The organism is Undibacterium sp. Ji22W (genome assembly GCF_049340305.1).
In the GTDB taxonomy this organism is placed as follows: Bacteria; Pseudomonadota; Gammaproteobacteria; order Burkholderiales; family Burkholderiaceae_D; genus Undibacterium.
In genome coordinates this window covers 777976-799487 of record NZ_JBMPOU010000001.1, presented here as the reverse complement: position 1 = coordinate 799487, position 21512 = coordinate 777976, and the positions used below count along the sequence as shown (strand labels likewise).

Below are 21512 nucleotides of genomic sequence, written 5' to 3'. Positions count from 1 at the left end.
CGACTTGGGTATTTTCGTCCTTAATCCAGAGCCGCCGTGCGATAGGGATTGATCTCTGAAGCGCCAATTACACTGCCCTGATTCCCCCAAGCATTACGAATATAGGTCAATACCAATGCTACTTCAGTATCGTCGAGAAATGGTGCGAAGGGTGGCATGCTATACGGGCGTGGATTGGCTCGAGTTGCAGGAGAAAAACCACCCGCCAAAATCACTCTGACGGCGTTACTGATATTCGGCATCTGTATTGATCGATTTCCGATCAATGCAGGATAAATTCCAGTCTTGCCCTCACCCTGTTTGCCGTGACAATCTATACATTGCGCGCGATAGATGGTTTCACCACGCAGCATAATGTCTTGCATCTGCTCTTTGCTCACACTTGATCGCGCCAGCGCCTGATCAAACATATCGGGAGTATTTTGTTTCTGTTGCGGTAAAGCGTGCAAATAACTAGCAATCGCCTGGGCGTCTTGATCTGTCAAATACTGCAGACTTTCTTTGACAACTTCTGCCATTGGACCATTCACACTAGAAGATGCATTCACGCCATGCTGCAAGAGCTGCGCGATGTCGGTTGTTGTGACAGACAGATTTAATTCTTCCTTCGCTGTGAAGGAAGGTGCGTACCACAGCAAACCTGCCATCTCGCCACCGGAAAAATCATCACTGCCGCGATTCGCACCTAAACTATTGCGCGAACTATGACAAGCACTGCAATGTCCCAAACCACGCACTAAGTAAGCGCCGCGATTCCACTCTAGACTTTGTGACGACTGTGCAGGCAAAACTCCCGGCTCAAAATAAAAAGCGCGCCAAATCGCCAGTGTGCCCCGCAAACTATACGGAAAACCTAATTGATGCGACGCATTTTTCTGTGTTACTGGCGCCTGAGTCTGCAAATACGCAAACATTGCATCGGCATCAGTTCGTGTGACATGGGTGTAATTCGGAAAAGGAAAAGCCGGGTACAACAAGCGCCCATCTTTACCCTGACCGTTATGCATTGCATTCCAAAAATCTTCTGCCGTCCAACTACCTATGCCGGTCTGTTTGTCTGGCGTGATATTAGGTGTAATAAACTGACCGAACTCCGATTGCATGATTCTGCCACCTGCAAATGATGCGCCACCACGTGCGGTGTGACAAGCCATACAGTCGCCGAGCTTTACTAAATACGCACCACGTTCAAGCACAGACTCGTTAACCAGATTTGAACTACCTAAACCTGTCGGTGCAAGTTCACTCGTGTTGGAGGCAGACTGATAGGTATCTCCTACGCGATAACCATACCATGCCAGTAACAGGATAGTAACGACTGCCAAGGTGAGGAATAACAAAATAAACTTACCGATTTTTTTGGCAGAAATCTTCATGGCAGCACACTCCCGCAAGCAAGTGGCAATTTGAAGTCTTGTGTCGCGAGTGGTGCTTTGGTATCGACTGGTAAGTTCTGAATCGCGAGCCAAGCAGAAACCGCAGCGATATCGATGGCATCCAATTGTTTTGCCACGCCTTGCATACAATCAGGTGCTGTAGCATGTCGACTACCGGTCTGCCAGGCACCTAATTGGGCAACCAGATAATCACGCGGCAAGCCCAATAGACCAGGAATAAAAGGTGCGAGGCCAGTCATTTTGTCACCATGACACGCGATGCACGCTGGCAATTTCTTACTCGTATCACCCAGTTTTACTAACACACGACCTCGCTCCATCGCTGCGGCGGATATCTGACTCGGCTGTGGTGCGGCATACGGCGGATTTAGGCTGGCAAAGTATTCCGCAATTTCTTGCAAATAACTTTCATTCAAATGCGTGACCATATACGTCATCATCGGGTAAGTACGCTTAGCATCCCGAAAATTACGCAGTTGATTTAGCAAATAACCAGCAGGCTTACCAGCGATACGTGGATAAAAACCATCCGTAGTGGCACGGCCTTCTTGACCATGGCAGGCAACGCAGGCCTTCACGCGTTGCGCCAAAGTATCTGGCACAGATTGGGCAGCAGCTATATTGAAAGTGCCGAATACAAACAAGACACTCCATAATCCTGTTCGACTATTTTTTAAAAAATTTTTCATCGTCTTCTTTAATGTCAAAGACGCTTGCCGTTTGCGCCGATCCCATCGATCCGATAGAAAAGCACATCCTGCAAGCGTCTTTAAATTGCGCTAGGAGCAAAGCAACAACCTACAATTGTTGCCAGAAACTTTCTCCTTTATTTATCCCAACTAGCTATTCCATATCCTTCGCTTTAGCACTCGTACTTGCTTTTGAAATCGTTTTGTCAGCTAAACGCTTACTCGACTTTATCAATTCAATTTCATCACTCAAGATATGCGCCGCTTCGATCAAGAAGACATCTTTCGCTTCCTTACTAGCTTTTTCCGCTGCTAATTCCGATGCTAAGCTGCGTTCGCTGCCTTGCAAACCATCATCTTGTGCAGACAATTTGCTGGCATCATTTTTTCCACCGACCTTGACTTTGCCGTCTAAAGAAGCACGAACTGCTTCACGCTCTTTATTTTTCTTTTCACGCAGATCACGCTCAGTGCGGCGTTCTTCTTCATTCAAAGAAATCACTTTCTTCTCTTTTTGTTTTTGGAACTCGGCTATATCTTCTTTGATGAATTGAAATTCCTTATCCTTCGCAATGCGCATTTCGTGACGTACTTGCAGCATTGCTTGCACATCTTTCAAATTGCCCACGGCATGATAATTTGCTGGCTTAATCTGCACCCAAGGCAAGGCATTGTCATAGCTCGATTCGCCATAACTATCCGCATCCACAAAACTAGGATAGGCAATATCGGGCGTCACGCCACGCAATTGTGTAGTGCCACCATTGACACGGAAGAACTGCGCAATCGTCATCTTCAAATCACCATATTGCGGCTTATCGCTACGTGCCATTTGATCGAGGCTAATCACCGTTTGTACTGTCCCTTTTCCGAAACTGTTTTCACCAATAATTAGGCCACGACCGTAATCCTGAATCGCAGCAGCAAAAATTTCTGAAGCCGACGCAGAGCCACGGTTAATCATCACACCAAGCGGGCCATCCCAAGCCACCACACCAGCGCTATCGCTTTCGATATGCACTTTACCTTGCGAATTGCGCTGCTGTACCACAGGACCTTTACCAATGAATAAGCTAGTCAATTCCACTGCTTCATTCAAGGAGCCACCGCCGTTATCGCGCAAGTCGATTAAGACGCTATCGACTTTTTCTTTTTTCAACTCCACTAGCAACTTCGCCACATCGCGGGTTGCACTCTTAAAGTCTTTATCGCCGCGACGGCGCGCATCGAAGTCCTGATAAAAAGTCGGCAAGGCAATCACGCCAATTCTGCGTGTTCCTTCAGCGGTTTTCACTTCCTGAATAGTTTTTTTCGCCGCTTGTTGTTCCAGAGTGATTTTATTACGCACCAACACAACTGATTTGTGCGCACCATCGGGACCCGCATCGGCTGGCAAAACATCTAATAACACGGTCGTATCTTTAGGGCCACGAATCAGTTTCACGACATCATCTAAACGCCAGCCCATCACGTCGACCAGCGTACTACCAACGCCTTGGGCTACACCGACAATACGATCACCCACTTTCAACTTACCAGATAAGGCCGCCGGACTACCGGGAACAAGCTCACGCACTGTCGCCATTTCATCACGGTCTTGCAATGTTGCACCGATACCCGTCATCGACAAACGCATAGAGATATCAAAATCTTCTGCCGCCTTAGGTCCGAGATAATTCGTATGTGGCTCAACCGACATCGCATAGGCATTCATGAAAAGTTGGAAGACATCCTCACTCTTCAATTTATTCATCCGCGTTAAAGTGGTTTCATAACGCTTGTCCAAGGTGGATTTAATCGCGGCAGCATCTTTGCCAGCCAGTTTCAAACGCAGCCAGTCATTCTTAACGCGTTGACGCCATACATCGCGCATTTGTGCTTCGCTTTGTGGCCATGGTTCTTTATCACGCTGATAGCGATAGGCCTCTTTTTCAGAGAAATCAAAATTGGAATTCAGAAGCTCACGTGCATAAGTCAAACGTTCGCGGAAACGTTGGTGATACAAGTTAAACATTGCGAAAGGTGTCGTCAAATCCTGACCCAAAATCGCATCGTCCATCTTGTCACGCGCAGCGGAAAACCGATCGATATCCGATTGGATGAAAAAAATCCGGTCGCCATCCAAGGATTTCAAATAACGATCAAAGATTTTTTCTGACATCGCATCATCCAAAGGCACTGCTTTGTAATGGAAGCGTGTAAAAAATTCTGCTGTCATATTCGCGGCCTGGATTTGCTGCGGCAACGGTTGGAAATTTAGTGCGGTCTTTGGATTACTGGCAGCGGCACTATTATCGGCAAGTGGCGTAATCTGCGATGAGCCAGAATCTGCAAGCGCAAAATGGGTAGAAACCGCTAATGCCGCAATCGCTAAGCCGATCAATGTTTTCTTCATGTTCATTCTCCAATTATTCGTATTGCTATGAGCATTCATCATGTCTATGCGAAAAGTCTATAAACATGCTCTAAAAATCAATACTTTTAAATAGCAAAATACGAATATATCTCAATTTTTACTGCGCAGGCATCCAAAACGAACAGCATCTGGATCTTTGCATTACGTGTAGCCAGCATATCACTTGTTTACCTTTAATACAGCCCGTGAGCCCTGACTAACCCTCTTTTTTGGCGCATTTTTTGTAACGATTTGTTGTTCTGACCACCATCGGTATTTTAAGTTCCAAGCTGAAGTTCGCAGCACTTAGGCGCAAAAATAATAAAGTTATTCTGAATCCGTGTCATCGCGAGATATGGGTCAGCGCGTTATTCACATAAATGCACAGGCTTTTCCACTCTTTTCATCGTATGAATGTCACAAAATTTTGCCTGCAGATTTTTATTTTTCGCCTACACTAAATCTAACTGCTAGTTTTCCTCTCGGCAACGAGCTAGAAGAAAAACTCATTGCAAGTAATCGATCAACCCAAAATCGCAACGCAAATAGCAACCGAAATCGCAACTGAAATCGCAACGCAGAATGTGCACGCTTACAGGAGATCAAAATGACTATTTTTGACAACTATGCAGCCCGCTACGAAAAGACCCGCGAAGAAGAATATTCGTTGCAAGAATTTTTGGATCTCTGCAAAAAAGACCCACTCGTCTATGCCTCAGCGCCAGAACGCATGCTCGCGGCCATCGGTGAACCAGAGCAAATCGATACTCGCAACGACTCGCGACGTTCGCGCATCTTCTCCAATAAAATCATTAAAATCTATCCTGCCTTCCGCGAATTCTACGGTATGGAAGAAGTGATAGAACAAGTGGTCGCCTACTTCCGCCACGCTGCACAAGGGCTAGAAGAGCGCAAGCAAGTGCTGTATCTGCTCGGGCCAGTCGGCGGCGGTAAGTCTTCCATTGCGGAACGACTTAAATATTTGATGGAAAAAATTCCCTTCTATTGCATCAAAGGTTCCCCCGTCAATGAATCACCACTGGGTCTGTTTAACGAAGAAGAAGACGGTACGATTTTAGAAGAAGATTTTGGCATCCCTCGCCGCTATCTCAGGACGATCCCTAGTCCCTGGGCAGTCAAACGTTTGCATGAATTTGGCGGCGACATTAATCAATTCCGCGTCGTGCGGCGCTATCCCTCGGTCTTGAAACAAATCGCCGTGTCCAAAACCGAGCCTGGCGATGAGAATAATCAAGATATTTCCTCATTAGTCGGCAAAGTCGATATCCGCAAACTCGAAGATTATTCACAAGACGATCCCGATGCTTACAGCTACTCCGGTGGACTCTGTCTGGCGAATCAAGGATTGATGGAATTTGTCGAGATGTTCAAAGCACCGATTAAAGTGCTACATCCTTTATTGACTGCGACGCAGGAAGGGAATTTCAAAGGCACGGAAGGTTTCGGCGCGATTCCATTCGAAGGCATCATCTTGGCGCATTCGAACGAATCGGAATGGAAGACCTTTAAAAATAACAAAAACAACGAGGCGTTCTTAGATCGTATCTACATCGTCAAAGTACCCTACTGTCTGCGCGTTTCGGACGAAATTAAAATTTACGAAAAACTGATACGCAGCTCGTCTTTGTCCAAAGCACCTTGCGCACCAGGCACCTTCAAAATGATGGCGCAATTCTCGATTTTGTCGCGCTTAGTCGAGCCAGAAAATTCCAGCATCTTTAGCAAAATGCTGGTGTATGACGGCGACAATCTCAAAGACACCGATCCCAAAGCCAAATCGCGGCAAGAGTATGTTGACTATGCTGGTGTCGATGAAGGCATGAACGGCATCTCTACCCGTTTTGCTTTTAAAATTTTGTCTAAGGTCTTTAACTTCGACAATACCGAAGTCGCCGCCAATCCAGTGCATCTACTCTACGTATTGGAACAACAAATCGAGCGCGAGCAGTTCGCACCAGAATTGGAGCAAAAATATCTGTCCTATATCAAAGAATATCTGGCTGCGCGTTATGCCGAATTCATAGGCAAAGAAATCCAAACCGCCTATCTTGAAAGTTATTCTGAATACGGACAAAACATTTTCGATCGCTATGTCACCTTCGCTGACTTCTGGATACAGGATCAAGAATTCCGCGATCCCGACACTGGCGAAAGCTTTGACCGCGAAGCTTTGAATAGCGAGCTGGAAAAGATCGAAAAACCAGCGGGCATCTCGAATCCCAAAGACTTCCGCAACGAGATCGTCAATTTCGTTTTGCGCGCCAGAGCACAAAATGGTGGCAAAAATCCGACCTGGACCAGCTACGAAAAACTACGCACAGTCATCGAGAAAAAGATGTTCTCCAATACCGAAGAGCTCTTGCCGGTCATTTCATTCAATGCTAAAGCCAGCAGTGATGACGCCAACAAGCATCAGGAGTTCGTCAACCGCATGGTGGCAAAAGGCTATACCGCGAAACAGGTTAGATTGCTGTGCGAATGGTATTTAAGGGTGAGGAAATCGTCTTAGAGAAATATTGGGCAGGTACAAAATAGCCCCTCTCCCGCAAGCGGGAGAGGGGTTGGGGTGAGGGAGGTTGAGCAAGACTGAATTTATTCTCAATGACTAAAGTTTCAGCGACTGAAGCTTGCAGGCAATGGGGAAACGGATATCTGAATCCCCCTCATCCCCAACCCTTCTCCCGCCTGCGGGAGAAGGGAGAATGCCAAGCAAACAGAACTTGTTCGGGAGCACAACGTGGTACATCTAATCGACAGACGAGTTCAAGGTAAAAACAAATCCGCCCCGAATCGCGAGCGTTTTTTGCGTCGCTATAAAGGTCAGATCAAAGACGCAGTCACACGCGCGATCAAAGGTCGCTCTATCACCGATATGGACAGCGGTGAAAAAATCGCGATCCCCGTCAAAGACGTCAACGAACCCAACTTCGGTCACGCTCACGGCGGCGTATGGGAAAGCGTCAACCCCGGCAATCAAGAATACCAAACCGGCGATCAGATAGAACGTCCCAAAGGCGGCGCGGGTAAAGGCAAAGGTCAGGCTGGCAATAGCGAAGAGATCAGCGAAGACGAATTTGTATTCCAAATCAGTCGCGAAGAATTTCTGAATTATTTTTTTGAGGATTTAGAACTGCCCAATTTAGTCAAAACCCAGCTCACAGCCATCACCGATTTTAAAAATCAACGCGCAGGCTATAGCACCACGGGCACAGCGTCATCATTACACGTATTACGTTCATTACGCGGTGCTTTAGGCAGACGCATCGCAGTGGGCGGCAAATCCAGTAAGCGTTTAAAAAAAGCCGAAGAAGAACTCGCTGAATTATTAGCTGAAACCAGTGATAACCAAGACCCCAGAATTCTCACACTGCGCCAAGAGATACATCATTTACGCACACGATTACTGGCGATTCCTTTTATCGACCCTTTCGATCTGCGCTACAGTAATCGCATCAAAGTGCCCAAGCCCAGCACGCAAGCTGTGATGTTTTGCCTGCTCGATGTATCCGGCTCTATGGATGAAAAGAAAAAAGACATCGCCAAGCGTTTCTTTATTTTGCTTTATCTATTCCTGCAACGCGCTTATGAAAAGATCGAAGTTGTCTTTATTCGCCATCACACCGCAGCCCTCGAAGTCGATGAGAAAGAGTTCTTCCATTCGCGCGAATCAGGCGGCACCATCGTCTCCTCTGCCCTGCGCTTATTAACCGAGGTGATACAAAGCCGCTATGCCTCCAGCGACTGGAACGCCTATGTCGCGCAAGCATCCGATGGCGACAATTGGGACAATGATTCTGTCATCTGCAAACAAATCTTAATGAACACCATCATGCCCGTGGTGCAGTACTACGCCTACGTCGAAATCACCGAGGGCGAGCCGCAAAATCTGTGGCATGAATACACGCAAGTCAAAGAACAAAAGCCCCACTTCGCTATGCAAAAAATCGAGGAGCCAGCCGACATCTATCCTGTGTTTAGAGAACTCTTTAAAAAACAAAGCAAATGAGGCTGAGAGGACATCCGTATGAATTGCCACAATGCCAATCAGGAAACCATGAGGGATGCCGAATTGAATAAGGTCACGGTCAAGACGCACAATCCCCGACGCTTACCCGATCAATCCGAATGGACCTTCGAACTGATAGAACAAGCTCACGAAGAAGTCGCACGTGTGGCTAAAAATTTCCAGTTAGATACTTACCCCAATCAATTAGAAATCATCACCGCCGAACAAATGATGGATGCCTACGCCTCAGTCGGCATGCCGGTGTCCTACAACCACTGGTCTTTCGGAAAACACTTTTTGTCCACAGAAAAAAGCTACAAGCGCGGTCACATGGGACTGGCGTATGAGATCGTCATCAACTCCAATCCCTGCATCGCCTACCTGATGGAAGAAAACAGCCTCACTATGCAAACCCTGGTGATCGCCCACGCCGCTTACGGGCACAACTCCTTCTTCAAAGGCAATTACCTGTTCCGCACCTGGACTGATGCTGACGCCATCATCGACTACATGGTCTTCGCCAAGCAATACATCAGCGACTGCGAACAACGCTATGGCATAGAAGCGGTCGAGCTCTTAGTCGATTCTTGCCACGCTCTACAAAACTATGGCGTTGACCGCTACAAACGTCCCGCCAAAATTTCGCTCGCCGAAGAAAAAGAAAGGCAAGAAGAACGTGAGCGCTACCTGCAATCACAAGTCAATGATCTATGGCGCACCGTTCCTCGGCGCGAAGATGTGGTCAGTGAAGAAGAAGTACGCCGCTTCCCCGACGAGCCACAAGAAAATCTACTCTACTTCATCGAAAAATATTCGCCACTATTAGCGCCGTGGGAAAGAGAAATCGTTCGCATCATCCGCAAGATCTCACAATATTTTTATCCGCAAAGACAAACGCAAGTGATGAACGAAGGCTGGGCGACGTTTTGGCATTACACCATTTTGTATCAGCTGTTTGAAGAAGGCATCGTCGGCGATGGCTTCATGATGGAGTTTTTACAAAGCCACACCAATGTCATCTACCAACCGCCCGTCAGCAGCAAATACTACAACGGCATCACCCCCTACGCGCTAGGCTTCGCCATGATGAGCGACATCCGCCGCATCTGCGAACATCCGACTGAAGAAGACAAGCAATGGTTCCCTGATATCGCAGGCGCAGACTGGCTAAAAACCCTGCACTTCGCCATGCGCAATTTCAAAGACGAAAGCTTCATCGCCCAATATCTGTCACCCAAACTGATACGCGATTTTCATTTCTTCGCAATCTTAGATGACGACAGCAAAAAGACTTTAAGCGTCTCCGCCATCCACGACGAAGCCGGCTACCGCAGCATACGCCAACAACTGGCAGGCCAATACAATCTAGGCAACCGCGAACCGAATATCCAAGTCTGGTCAGTCGACCTACAAGGCGACCGCGCCCTCACCCTACGCCACAACCAATACTTGCGCAGACCATTAAATAATCAAACATCAGAAGTCTTAAAACACGTAGCGCGACTATGGGGATTTGACGTGTATCTAGAAACCGTGGATAGCAATAATCAGATTATTGCTACGCAGGAGTGTAAGTTGGAGAAACGTAAGGGGCGGAGGGGGTGAAGATTCAACAGGCTTTGTTCGACCATTTGAATTTATGAAAATCCATCGCAAAAAACACCTCTATAAATATTTCATCTTTATGCTCCTCAATCGATTCCACATAACGAACCAATCCTTTGCGAAGATCTCCATCTTAAATTGAGAACACATCCGTAATCTTAGGTGCCATTTTGCAAGACTAATCGTAATCACCAGCTAAGATAAACGTAAGGTCTCATTCTCAAACCATTCGATGAATTGACCGATTGCCTCGTCAACATCCGATAAATTCGCATACAAAGCGATCTTTTTTTCATCTGGTAATGATCGATTCAAAATCTGAACAAGGTTCCCTGGTCGACAAAAGATAAACGACTTACCATCGCGATCAAACTGCTCGCCCCAACTCGTCAGAAAGTTAAATTCGCCATACTTGTCCCAATCACTGCGGCACTCCTCCACAGTTCTTGTGTCTTCCAGATCCAAGTCACCATGATAGCCATACAAATGAGCGTCCAAGTGATTCCACAAGTCTGTATTTTCCAGATTCTCAAATTCGACACGCCAGAGATCAGGAAGGAAATTTCTTAAGCTCTTAAACTCACTATAAGAATCAAACAAACCACAATGTTCTTCAGAATAATCGCCAATCGATACGCCCTGACACCACACTTGCATCCGTCCCCAAACACTCGATGGTCGAACCAAATGCGGTTCAACCATTGCCTCAATACCGAATTTTTCTTTCGATCCAAATAGCATGTTTAGCTAGCCTCTTACTTAAGCGTTACAGGTGCGATTAGCATCATGTATTCGCACGCAAGTCATCTCTCACTCTCGGTCATATTCAACAGAACATGGCAAACCGCATTCTAAATCAGCTTCTCAAACTAACCTCATTAAATTTCACTAATTGAAACATCGCCGTTATGCCGTTGCTTTAAATAAGCGCACGAAATTGCCCGATCCACAGGTAATGCTGTTCAGTTAAGCCTAATTCCATGTATCGTCATTCCCGCGGAGGCGGGAATCGAGCGGCGTAAAAGCCTAAAGACACTGGATCCCTGCCTTCGCAGGGATGACGCCTCGATATTTTGAGCTAAACTGAACAGCATTACCGATCCTCAGGTGTTTTTCAGTGTTGACACCGAATTGATTTTCAATTTGATGTATCAGATTTTTTCAAAAAATCCAAAAAAGCGTACCGTGCCGTCATGGCTCAGGGCGGCAACTAAAGTCGAAGCAGAAATCTCAGGAAAGAACCCAATAGCAAGTGGCAAATTAACAAACCACTTGTGCAGTCTGACATAGCTCAGGCCTACGTGCTTCCCATGAGAGCAACCACGATGGTATCTCGCCAACCGGTAGTGCTTTTGAAATGAAATAGCCTTGGGCGACGTCGCAGGCTCTATCTTTTAAGAAGTCCCAATCCGCCCTATCTTCAACTCCCTCTGCAACAGCTTCCATGTGCAATTGCTTCGCCAGACCCAAACTCGCATCGAAGGCGGCGCAACGGGTTGCGTCGATGTGGGCACCATGAACGAATCGCTGATCAATCTTTAATTCGTCGAAAGAAATTGCCGTCAATTGACTGAGCGAGGAATTGCCCGTCCCAAAGTCATCGATCGACAAGCGAAATCGATTGATATGCAAGCGCGTTAGTATCTCTAAAGGTATTCTCAAGTCTTCTGCGCGGTAGCTCTCTGTTACTTCAAGCTCCAGCATCTGTGGTTCAAGACGTGCTGCCAACGTCATCGACAAGATTTGATCCAGAAAGCGCAATGAGGCGAGATTTTTCATGGAGATATTGACAGCAACGCGCCATAAATAGCCAGCATCTTGCCACTCTCGCGCTTGTTTCAAGGCGCTCTGCAGCACTTGCAAGGTCATGTCGTTGACCATATCAAACTCTTCAGCAACACTAATAAATTGGTCAGGAAAAAGTAGGCCTTCGCTTGGGCTATTCCACCGCACTAAGGTTTCGAATCCGACCACTGCGCCGGTCTGCAGATTGACCTTAGGTTGATAATAATTGATTAGTTCACCATCGGCGATGGCGGCGCGTAATGTCTCTGGTTTCACTTTCGAAAGCGGTGCAATTTCTTCGCTCGGTACCGAGGTCGACCATGTCTCAAAGATGTCATGCAATGCGACGCGGTTGATCGGCTTCATGAGGATACCTATGCAACGAAGATGATGCGCCGCTAATAGCGTTTGAATGGATTGCAAGACCCGTAAATCCTCCCCGCTGACTAAGATGATCGCGCCATTGTATTGGTAGCCCACAAGATGTCGTATGAATTCGATGCCGTCCATACCGGGCATGCTGATGTCTAGCAAAATGACCTGCGGCTGCGCTGCGCCTTGACCCAGGATCGCCAAGGCATCGGCGCCATTGTCGCAAAGATCAATGCACGCATATCCCAATTGCGTCAGTAGCGTGCGAATAATTTTCAACATCAACACATCGTCGTCAAGCGCCAAGATTCTGATCTTTAATTTGTCTATCACTTTAGTTTCCCTATGTGCCTGAATACGCTTTATTAGATGAAATCAATGCCTGTATTTGTTCTTAATATTCGCGAAGAAAAATTTCGACCTTAGCGAGCTCCTTCTTAAGTGCAGCGATGAGTTCGGTTTGCACGATTGAGGGCTCTGCTTTGCCGGACGTCTCAATTGCTTGGCAGATATCGCCCAATGCCATCGCACCGATAGACCGTGAGGATGACTTCAATTTATGGGCTAAGGCCGCAGCCTCTAACCCTGACCCTGACTGCGCTTTTATACAAATCTCAGAGCCGATCAATACAGCGCTGGCACGAAAATCTTGTAAAAATTCGCGCACCAAGTCTTCATCATTCCCAATCAGTGCTCTTAAGACGCCCACATCGATAACGCTGTACGCAGCGCGTTCATCAAGCGTTCCTGCGCTCATTCCAAGAATAATCGGTACTGATATAACTACAGGCCGCCACTTTTCCAACATCATTTTCAAACTCTGCAATTGCACAGGCTTACTTAAAAAATCATCCATACCAATTGCCATACAACGCTCAGACTCACCTTTTAAGGCGTTCGCAGTAAATGCGATGATAGGAACATGGGCATTCCCCATTTCCTCCGCGCGAATCGCTAAGGTCAGCTCATATCCATCCATTTTCGGCATGTGTAGATCAGCGAAAACAATTCCGTAATCACCACTACGCCAGTGATGTAAGGCTTCTTCACCGTTATTGGCAATATCCGCGGTCTGCCCCAGCAACATCAGTTGTTGCAAAATGACTTTTTGATTGATTTCATTGTCCTCTGCCACCAAAATTAAGCTGCCTTTCAAACGCGCTTCTTCCCGACTCAGTTGCTTAGGGGCTGCTTGCATTTCTTTAAATGCCGATTCTCGTATTTCGACAGAGCTGAGATTGGCAGCGATGGCAACCGCATCGAGGAAAGCCTTCTCGGTGAGAATATTGGCATCGACGATGACTAAATCATAGTTTTCTGGTCGCGGACGGCGGCGGCGGCCTCTGCCGATTAAGAGAAAGTGAACAGGAAATTGGGGACATTGATTGGCAATCTTACGTAATTGCGTGAGTTCACTTTGTCCATAAATTGTGTTATTCGACTTTTCATGCTCTGCCTCATCAAGATCGACCATATCGATCACAATAACCCGCAGTTGTTCCGACCCTTGTGCGATCCATGCATTCGCGGCGGCAATTGTTTTTTCGCGCTGCACCTGCACCTTATGGAAACGCAGGTAGTCGCTCAGATCGTCAGCAAATCGGTCTAGATCACTCAACACCAGACACTGAAGATGATCCAACTTAGGTAAAATCGAACCAGACTGCTTGCCGCTCTCGCCACTTTCCAGCTCAGTCAATTCTGTTTGCGTAGGCAAGCCAAAAGGAATCAGTACAGAAAATTGACTGCCTTGATTCACTTCGCTATCAACCCGAATCGATCCGTGCATGAGTTCAACCAATTGACTCGTGATCGCCAAGCCAAGCCCAGTGCCGCCAAAACGTCGTGTGGTCGAGGTGTCTGCTTGAATAAAGGCACTGAATAGTTTGTCCCTGGTAGCAGCATTGATCCCGATTCCATTGTCGGTGATCTGAAATGAGATGACCGTGCGATCAGGCGAGCTTTCCGCTAGTAAAGCTCGAACCGATACTTTGCCTATACGCGGTAGTCCGGCAGAAAATTTGATGGCATTGTTTGCGAGATTGATCAAGATTTGGCGCAGTCGACCGGGATCACCAATCACCAAGGCAGGAATTAATGGGTCTACAAACAAAGTGAGTTCAACGGACTTTTTAAAAGCCAGATGTCCCATGTTTTCGCAGGCTCTCTCAATCACATCGGGAATCGATAGAGGAATAGCCTCGACTTCCAGTTTATTCGCTTCAATTTTTGAGAAGTCCAGAATGTCATTGATGACGGTCAGCAGCGCATAAGCTGATTCATGAATAATATTCGTCATCTCTAACTGTGCTTGATTGAGTTTGCTCTGTTGGAGCACATCGATCATGCCAATCACGCCATTCATCGGCGTGCGAATTTCATGACTCATCGTTGCCAAAAATTCGGATTTGGCAAAATTAGCGCGATCAGCAGCGTCGCGCGCTTTTTCAAGCTCCACATTCTTTTCTTGCAAAATAGCTGCAAGGCGTTTTCCTTCCGTAATATCCCGTGCGACTGCTACCACGCCTTTCAATTTCCAGTCTACATCGTAAAGCGTACTGGCATTATAGGACACGACGGTTTCCACACCATGTTTGGCATGCGCGGTGAGTTCAAAATCCCGCACCATTTTTTCTGTCAATACCTTTTGTATGCCAACTTCAGCGCGCAGAGGATCGGTGAAATAGTTTTTGAATGGTGTACCAATCAAGTCGCTTTTTTCATAGCCTGTCAACAATTCCATTTGATGATTCACATCGGTAATCTCGCCTTTGAGATCGGTCGTGATCATGGCATCGATATTGGTTTCGATCAGTGAGCGTGTATAGAACTGCAGGTCTTTTAGATTCTGGTCCATTACCCGTTGTGCTTCCTCCATTGAGGCGCGTGCGGAAATATTCCGCAGAATACCTGTGAAGTATCGCTCACCACCAATCGACATTTCGCTTATTTCGATTTCGAGAGGAAATTCAATACCATCAACGCGCCGCGCCACATAGGTTTTTGGTATCGTCGGCAAATTCATGCCTAACTGGTCGGCTTGAGTGAATGAGGGAAAACCAGGAACCAAGGCTTCTATGGTCGTTTGCTTTAGATTTGCTTCGCTCTCGCCAAATAAATGCAACATCGCAGGATTCACCGTGTTGATCTTGCCATCAGATAGGCGAACCGTAACGATGCCATCGGCCACCGTATTGAGGATGGTTTGCATCATGATGGTGTTATCGAGATCTTTCTGACGCGCAGCATATTCTTCCGTCACATCTCGAAACACCAACACTGCGCCGACGACACGACTGTCCTTATCCCGGATAGGCGCGCAACTGTCTTCGATCGCGTACTCTTCACCAGATCGTGCGATTAATAAGGTGTGATTGGCTAAGCCTTGTATCGTGCCCGCTTCTAAGGTTTCCCGTACTGGAATAGTCGCAGCTTGTCGCGTGGTCTGATTGATAATATGAAAAACTTCCTCGATCGGGCGACCTCTCGCTTCGGTCAGACTCCAACCAGTAAGTTTCTCTGCCATCGGATTTAAGAGAGTGATGCAGGTCTGATCATCGGTCGCGATCACCGCATCGCCTATCGAATTGAGTGTCACAGCGAGTTTTTCTTCGCTGATACGCAAATTCAAATAGCTGTCACTCAATTCTTGATTGGTGAGGCGCTGCAAGTCGAGCATGCGTTGCGTTTCGAGATGGAATTTGTTCTGTTCACGTTGCTTCCATTCCTTATAGGCGATATAAGTAAACATCAGCACCAAACCCATGATGAGTGCACTTGCACCGATGATGATGATGAACAAAAGGCGCATCGTTGATTGAAATGCCTGCTCCTCTTGCCTGAGTACCCGATTCTGCTCTTGAACGAACTTCGTTATTTCAATCCGTATTTTGTCCATCAAGCGTCTGCCGTAACCATCACTTAAGCCTGAAATCGCCCCCTTCGTATCGCCTAAACTTCTTAGTTTGATGGTTCTAGCCGACTCCGCCATTTTCTCATCGATCAATGGCGCGAGATTATCCAGGCTAACATGACTGACCTTGGTAATATTGGCTTTTCGCAAAGCCTTAAAATCCTTAATAATATTCGGCAGCACCGCGTTGTAGGGCTGCAAATACAATTCATCGCCAGTAATGATATAACCACGCTGGCCTGTCTCTGAGTCCCTCAATTTGGATAATAATTCTTCGGCGTCGTTAATCAAATCCGCCGTGCGTTCCCGCGAAGCGCCCAAAGCTTCAATGTCTTTGAAAGTTGAAATCGTCAGAGCGATCCCAACCGATACAAGTATCAAAGGGAATAGCAACCACAAAACAATGTTTCTTTTCATCTTCTTCATTTTCATCGCTAAGAACAGTTCTGTTAATTCTCACAATCTATATTGAGTGGGCGCTGTCCATCTGTGCGTTTTGACACAGATGGAAGATAGGAGGGAATTGAAATGACTGATTTCTCAATAATCGTGCATCGCGCTGGTCACCCTTCGGTTCACACCTATATTTGCATGGCCCTTGTTGCGAAAGCTCGCCAAGATAACCATTACGCTTATACGAACACTCATCGCTATCCTTACAGAGGCGATGTATTTCCGCGACTTGGTTCGATAGCGAACAGAATGAAAGATTTAGCTCGGAGAAAATACGATCAGAATGTGTGTTGATGCTGATCACACTCAACTTGAAGTAAAACAATCAAAAGGTGAAAAAATGCAAGCTCGACTTCTTCGGATAAACAAATCTGTCTTCACGAATAAATTCAATATGCGTATTGTCTACTTACTCTCGCTATTCATCGGCCTCAATCAACAGGCTTTCGCCGCGACGGCCACGGGCGTGATGACGGTGACGGCGACGATCACTTCAACATGTGCGGTTGGTGCTTCGAGTTTGGCGTTTACCAGTGCGACTAGCGCTGCGATTGCTGCTGGGAACGTGGACGCGATTGGCACCGTATCCGTTAACTGTACGACAGGTTCGCCTTACACCATAGGCCTCGATGCTGGCACTGGGGTAGGCGCTACGATCGCTAGTCGAAAAATGAGCGCGGGCGCGCAACTACTCTCGTACACGGTGTATACCTCCGCCGCACGCACCACAGTATGGGGTGATGGTACGGGCGCAGAAAAAGTTTCTGGGATAGGTAACGGTGCGGTTCAATCAATCTCCGCCTACGGACGCATCTTTGCAGGGCAAGTTGTACCCGCTGCTGCCTATGCTGATACGGTCAATGTGACGGTAACCTATTAGTACTCTGCTTGCTCTGCGCATATTTCACGATTGGCTCAATCGCAGTTGCAGGGCAAATTCTAAAAATTTTCGAAGGTAAAAAACAATGTCTATTCAATCTCGCTTGTGGTGTGTCCTCGCACTGTTACTTCCTATCCTACCGGTCTCGGCAGGGTCCATACAATTAACGCCAGTGAGTCTCAAATTATCACCCAAGAGCAATATTGCGGTGCTGACGGTGATAAATACCGGTACCGAGGAATCGGTCATGCAGGTGAGCTTAAATAAATGGACGCTTCATGAAGGTCAATATCAATATCAACAGACACAAGACTTGGTCATTACACCAGCAACCTTTCGATTAGCACCAGGTGGAAAACAAATTGTCCGGGTTGGTCTGCGCAATCACAAAAAAGTAACCGAAGAAATCGCTTATCGCATGTTGGTCGAAGAAGTGCCAAAACCAAGTACTACTAACTATCCACAAATGCAATTGGTGGTACGGCATGATTTGCCAGTCTTTGTTGCCCCAAATGAGGTGAAAGCCGTTTTAGACATGAGCTTGATTTGCAAAGCCAATGTGCCCAACTTACGAGTGACAAACATCGGCAATATTCACTCACAGATAAAACAAATCTCAATAAAAGATAGTACAAAAAAACAAGAGCTAGGAAAATGGAATAGCGCAGAATATCTGCTGGTAGGCGCGCAAAAATCTTGGGATGTGAAGGCACAATTTGGATCCAAAAACTATCCATTGGATCAAAAGACCTATGCCGTTACCGCCTTGACTGATGTCGGCTCGTTTACAGCAAATGTCGACAACACATGTCTTTAATTTTTACTTGATTGGTCGCCTTATTGGTCACCTTAATGGTTTCCTTAATGGTTACCGCAATAGTCGCCTCAAAAAGCGACTTAATGGAGACCTATACAGGCGACTGAACAGGCCAGAAATCAGAAAGCTTTATGGCCTTTTCTTAACTTCTATTTTTCTCTCAATTTCGGGTGCTTTGATGTTGCCAGCCGCGGCAGCGTCGAATATAGCCTTCAATAATGCAATTCAATCGAACTCTGCGATGCAGACCGTTTTGTTGGCGGTAATCATTAATGGCTTGTCGGTTGACTCTGGCGCGCTATTTCTAACTGACGGTCAAGGACGTTTGTTGGCGCCACGATCTTTTCTCAATCGTTACAATTTTAATCCTATCGATGACGCCTTAGAAATCGTCGAGGGAATCGACTATTTCGATCTAGAAAAAATCCACGGTTTGCGGTTTACTTGGAATCATGAACGGGAAGAAATTACGATCGTGGCGAGTCCCGATGCCTTTTCCAAAAACAAACTCAATATCGGTGCTGTAAACAAAAATCGCCAATCACCTAGTCTATATTCTCCTGGCGCATTTCTGAACTATGACTTTTCATTCGCCAGAAGCGCTGGCGTGATGTCGAAACAAGCCCTGATCGACGTCGGTGTTTTTGGTGGAACGGGTTTATGGACTTCTAGCGTCAGTTTGAATGACCTCGCTTTAAAGCGTTTAATGACCACCTATTCCGTCGATGATACCGACAAGTTGAGAACGCTCAAACTCGGCGACGCGGTGAATAATACGGGCACATGGGGTCGTGCCTTACTGTTTGGCGGCATACAGTACAGCACGAATTTTGCGATCCGTCCAGACTTCATTTCAGTCGCTATGCCTAGTATTTCTGGGAAAGCTATATTGCCGTCAACCGTCGATGTCTACGTCAACAATACTCTCCGCACCCGACAAAAAGTCGACGCGGGTCCATTTTCTATACAAAATCTCCCACTCATAACGGGAACAGGTGAAGTGCAGCTAGTCGTCAGAGACCTGCTTGGACGTGAACAGGTGATCACGCAGTCATTTTTTTCCAGTCCCAATCTGCTGCGCGTCGGCTTAGTCGAGGACGCGTATGAATTAGGTTGGGTGAGAAAAAATTATGGGCAGGCCAGCAATGACTACTCGAATCCATTTTTTGCCGCTACTTACCGAAAAGGTGTAAGTGATACGTGGACAGGTGAAGCTAGGATAGAAGTGCAAAAGCAAGTGCTGACCAGTGGAGCCAGTCTCGCGACCACACTGCCGACGATCAATAGCACGATCGAAACCAATCTAGTTGTGAGTCGCGATAGTAGCGGCCAAGCTGGCGCCGCAACATTGACGGGTAGCGCCGTTGGTACAAGCTTTAGTTATCTTGGGCGTCGGTGGTCCGCGAATACCAAAGTCCAATGGAATTCGATGGGATTTCGTCAGCTCGGTAGTGATACCAATCATCTCATTCAGCGGGTAACGAACGCGCAGTTTAATGTGCCTTGGGGTGGCGGCATTATGGCGCTCAATTATTTTCAACAAAAAAATTATGGATCATCTTCGTTGAAACTAATTAACTTAGCTTATTCGCGCAGTATCAGTAAAGAGATATACGCTTCAGCAATGGTCGTTAAAACTTTCGGTGAAGTGTCATCTCTTTCAGTTGGACTGGGAGTGACCATTATTTTGGACGCGCGCCACTTTGCCAGTGCCACTACCCGCTTGTCAAAAGGGGCAAATACTTTGTATGCCGATGTACAGCAGTCAACACCACATGATCATGGGATCGGTTACCGTTTGGCAGCGCTGTCCGGCTCAGGTGTGACGAGACAGGAAGCTAGCCTCAATATGAATCAATCTTTTGGCGGTTTCCAGGCGGATGTGGTGAATCAATATGGCACCTTAAGCACGCGAATCGGATTGCAAGGCGGTGTCAATTACCTGGCTGGCGATATTTATTTTTCCCGTGGATTTGATGATGCGTTTGCAGTCGTGCGAACTGAAGGTTTGAAGGGGATTCCGATTTATCTCGAAAACCAAGAAGTCGCGCGAACCGATAGCCATGGTAAAGCGATTGTGAGTAATTTACAGTCCTATCAAAGAAATCACATTCGCATTGATCCCTTGAGTTTACCCATCGATGCCTCGGTAGAACAGATGGAAAAGACCGTCATCCCCAGATTTAAAGGCGGCGCGATCGTCGATTTTTCAGTGCAAAAAGTACGTGGCGCTACACTGATCTTGCGCTTAAAAAACGGGGAACTACTGCCCGCTTGGAGCACAGTCGAAGTCAATGGACTTGAACGTCAATATGTTTCTGGAAAACGAGGCGAGGTTTACGTCGAATTCTTAAAACAGAAAGACAATCATGTGAACGTCAGCTTGCAAGATGGGCGTCTGTGTGAACTCCGTGTTGATTTGCCAGAAGATGCAACACTCATCCCTTATCTGGATAATTTAATCTGTTTGGAAGTGGTGCAACAATGACATTGACTACATCTAATAACGCTAACGCCGTTCTTGCAGTCGATAGCAGGCGTTCAAGCCTGCATCAGCTATTTAAGTACATGTTAGGCTTGGTCCTGTCAATCGGCAGCATCAATGCCTACGCTGATAAGTCTTGCTCCGTCACTGCCACAATTGCGTTCGGCGCTTACGATCCTGTTGGTAACATCGATCTCAATTCGATTGGCAACATCGATTTCTATTGCGACGGGAATACCTCAGTCGTACTTAAATTGGGTCTAGGAAACGGGCAAGGTGCCAGCTTTTATGGTGGTCGCCGTATGAGCGCTTCAAGAGGTAGTTCACTGATCTACAATATTTACACCGACGCGGGGCATCGCCATGTATTAGGCGATGGAACCGGTGGAAGTGTCACCCTCGCTGTGCAAGGAAAATTTGGTTTCTCGCGTGCTATTTACGGTTCAATCCCTGCAAATCAAACGGGGCTTTTGGCGAACAATTATTCAGATATGCTGGTCATCACCATCGTGTATTAGAGTTTAATAGCAGGTAAATCGGGAGCCTTGAAAAGTACGCACGCTTTTTATACCAACACGGTTTGCATAGTTTGCCGACAAAACTCTCTCCTTGTGTTTTATGCTTTTCGCCTAATTCATCCCTAACGCGTGGACACGGTAAGGCCGCACCCGCCCCACGATTCCGCTCTCGAATT

13 protein-coding genes are annotated in these 21512 nt (G+C 46.8%); 7 read left to right on the top strand and 6 right to left on the bottom strand.

The annotated features are described in order from the left end of the window. Positions 1-20 precede the first annotated feature (20 nt). The 3 genes from ACO0KW_RS03280 to ACO0KW_RS03270 form a co-directional block, all read right to left on the bottom strand. Positions 21-1376 carry a c-type cytochrome gene (locus tag ACO0KW_RS03280; protein WP_423050598.1) on the bottom strand — a complete coding sequence of 452 codons (1356 nt, stop codon included), beginning with the start codon at positions 1374-1376 and terminating at the stop codon, positions 21-23. Next, the gene (locus ACO0KW_RS03275) at positions 1373-2086 is read right to left on the bottom strand and encodes a c-type cytochrome (protein WP_423050596.1); all 714 of its coding nucleotides are present in this window, start codon (positions 2084-2086) and stop codon (positions 1373-1375) included. Before ACO0KW_RS03275 ends, ACO0KW_RS03280 begins: the two co-directional genes overlap by 4 nt. Positions 2087-2240: 154 nt before the next feature. Continuing rightward, positions 2241-4481, bottom strand: a complete 2241-nt coding sequence (locus ACO0KW_RS03270) for a carboxy terminal-processing peptidase (RefSeq protein WP_423050594.1) — start codon at positions 4479-4481, stop codon at positions 2241-2243. Positions 4482-5088: 607 nt separating this feature from the next. Here ACO0KW_RS03270 and ACO0KW_RS03265 point away from each other — a divergent pair. From ACO0KW_RS03265 to ACO0KW_RS03255, 3 genes are all read left to right on the top strand, one after another. After that, complete coding sequence (locus ACO0KW_RS03265) at positions 5089-7011, top strand: PrkA family serine protein kinase (protein ID WP_423050592.1); 1923 nt, start codon at positions 5089-5091, stop codon at positions 7009-7011. Between the two features lie 228 nt (positions 7012-7239). Further along, on the top strand, positions 7240-8508 hold the full coding sequence (locus ACO0KW_RS03260) for a YeaH/YhbH family protein (protein ID WP_423050590.1): 1269 nt from the start codon (positions 7240-7242) through the stop codon (positions 8506-8508). A gap of 48 nt (positions 8509-8556) precedes the next feature. Then, positions 8557-10113 carry a SpoVR family protein gene (locus tag ACO0KW_RS03255; protein WP_423051945.1) on the top strand — a complete coding sequence of 519 codons (1557 nt, stop codon included), beginning with the start codon at positions 8557-8559 and terminating at the stop codon, positions 10111-10113. A gap of 195 nt (positions 10114-10308) precedes the next feature. On the opposite strand, the gene ACO0KW_RS03250 is transcribed toward ACO0KW_RS03255, so the two are convergent. From ACO0KW_RS03250 to ACO0KW_RS03240, 3 genes are all read right to left on the bottom strand, one after another. Further along, positions 10309-10854 (bottom strand): hypothetical protein, encoded by a 546-nt coding sequence (locus ACO0KW_RS03250; protein ID WP_423050588.1) that lies wholly within the window; start codon positions 10852-10854, stop codon positions 10309-10311. A gap of 519 nt (positions 10855-11373) precedes the next feature. Beyond that, positions 11374-12603 (bottom strand): EAL domain-containing response regulator, encoded by a 1230-nt coding sequence (locus ACO0KW_RS03245; RefSeq protein ID WP_423050586.1) that lies wholly within the window; start codon positions 12601-12603, stop codon positions 11374-11376. Positions 12604-12664: 61 nt separating this feature from the next. Further along, positions 12665-16600, bottom strand: a complete 3936-nt coding sequence (locus tag ACO0KW_RS03240) for a PAS domain S-box protein (RefSeq protein WP_423050584.1) — start codon at positions 16598-16600, stop codon at positions 12665-12667. A gap of 430 nt (positions 16601-17030) precedes the next feature. Between ACO0KW_RS03240 and ACO0KW_RS03235 the strand changes: the two genes are divergently transcribed. From ACO0KW_RS03235 to ACO0KW_RS03220, 4 genes are all read left to right on the top strand, one after another. Then, on the top strand, positions 17031-17516 hold the full coding sequence (locus ACO0KW_RS03235) for a Csu type fimbrial protein (protein ID WP_423050582.1): 486 nt from the start codon (positions 17031-17033) through the stop codon (positions 17514-17516). An 85-nt stretch (positions 17517-17601) separates the two neighbouring features. Continuing rightward, positions 17602-18333 carry a fimbrial biogenesis chaperone gene (locus ACO0KW_RS03230; protein ID WP_423050580.1) on the top strand — a complete coding sequence of 244 codons (732 nt, stop codon included), beginning with the start codon at positions 17602-17604 and terminating at the stop codon, positions 18331-18333. 178 nt (positions 18334-18511) lie between these two features. Then, positions 18512-20821, top strand: a complete 2310-nt coding sequence (locus ACO0KW_RS03225; RefSeq protein ID WP_423050578.1) for a fimbria/pilus outer membrane usher protein — start codon at positions 18512-18514, stop codon at positions 20819-20821. Further along, entirely contained in the window at positions 20818-21336 is a 519-nt protein-coding gene (locus tag ACO0KW_RS03220) for a Csu type fimbrial protein (protein WP_423050576.1), read from the top strand. Before ACO0KW_RS03225 ends, ACO0KW_RS03220 begins: the two co-directional genes overlap by 4 nt. Positions 21337-21512: the final 176 nt, after the last annotated feature.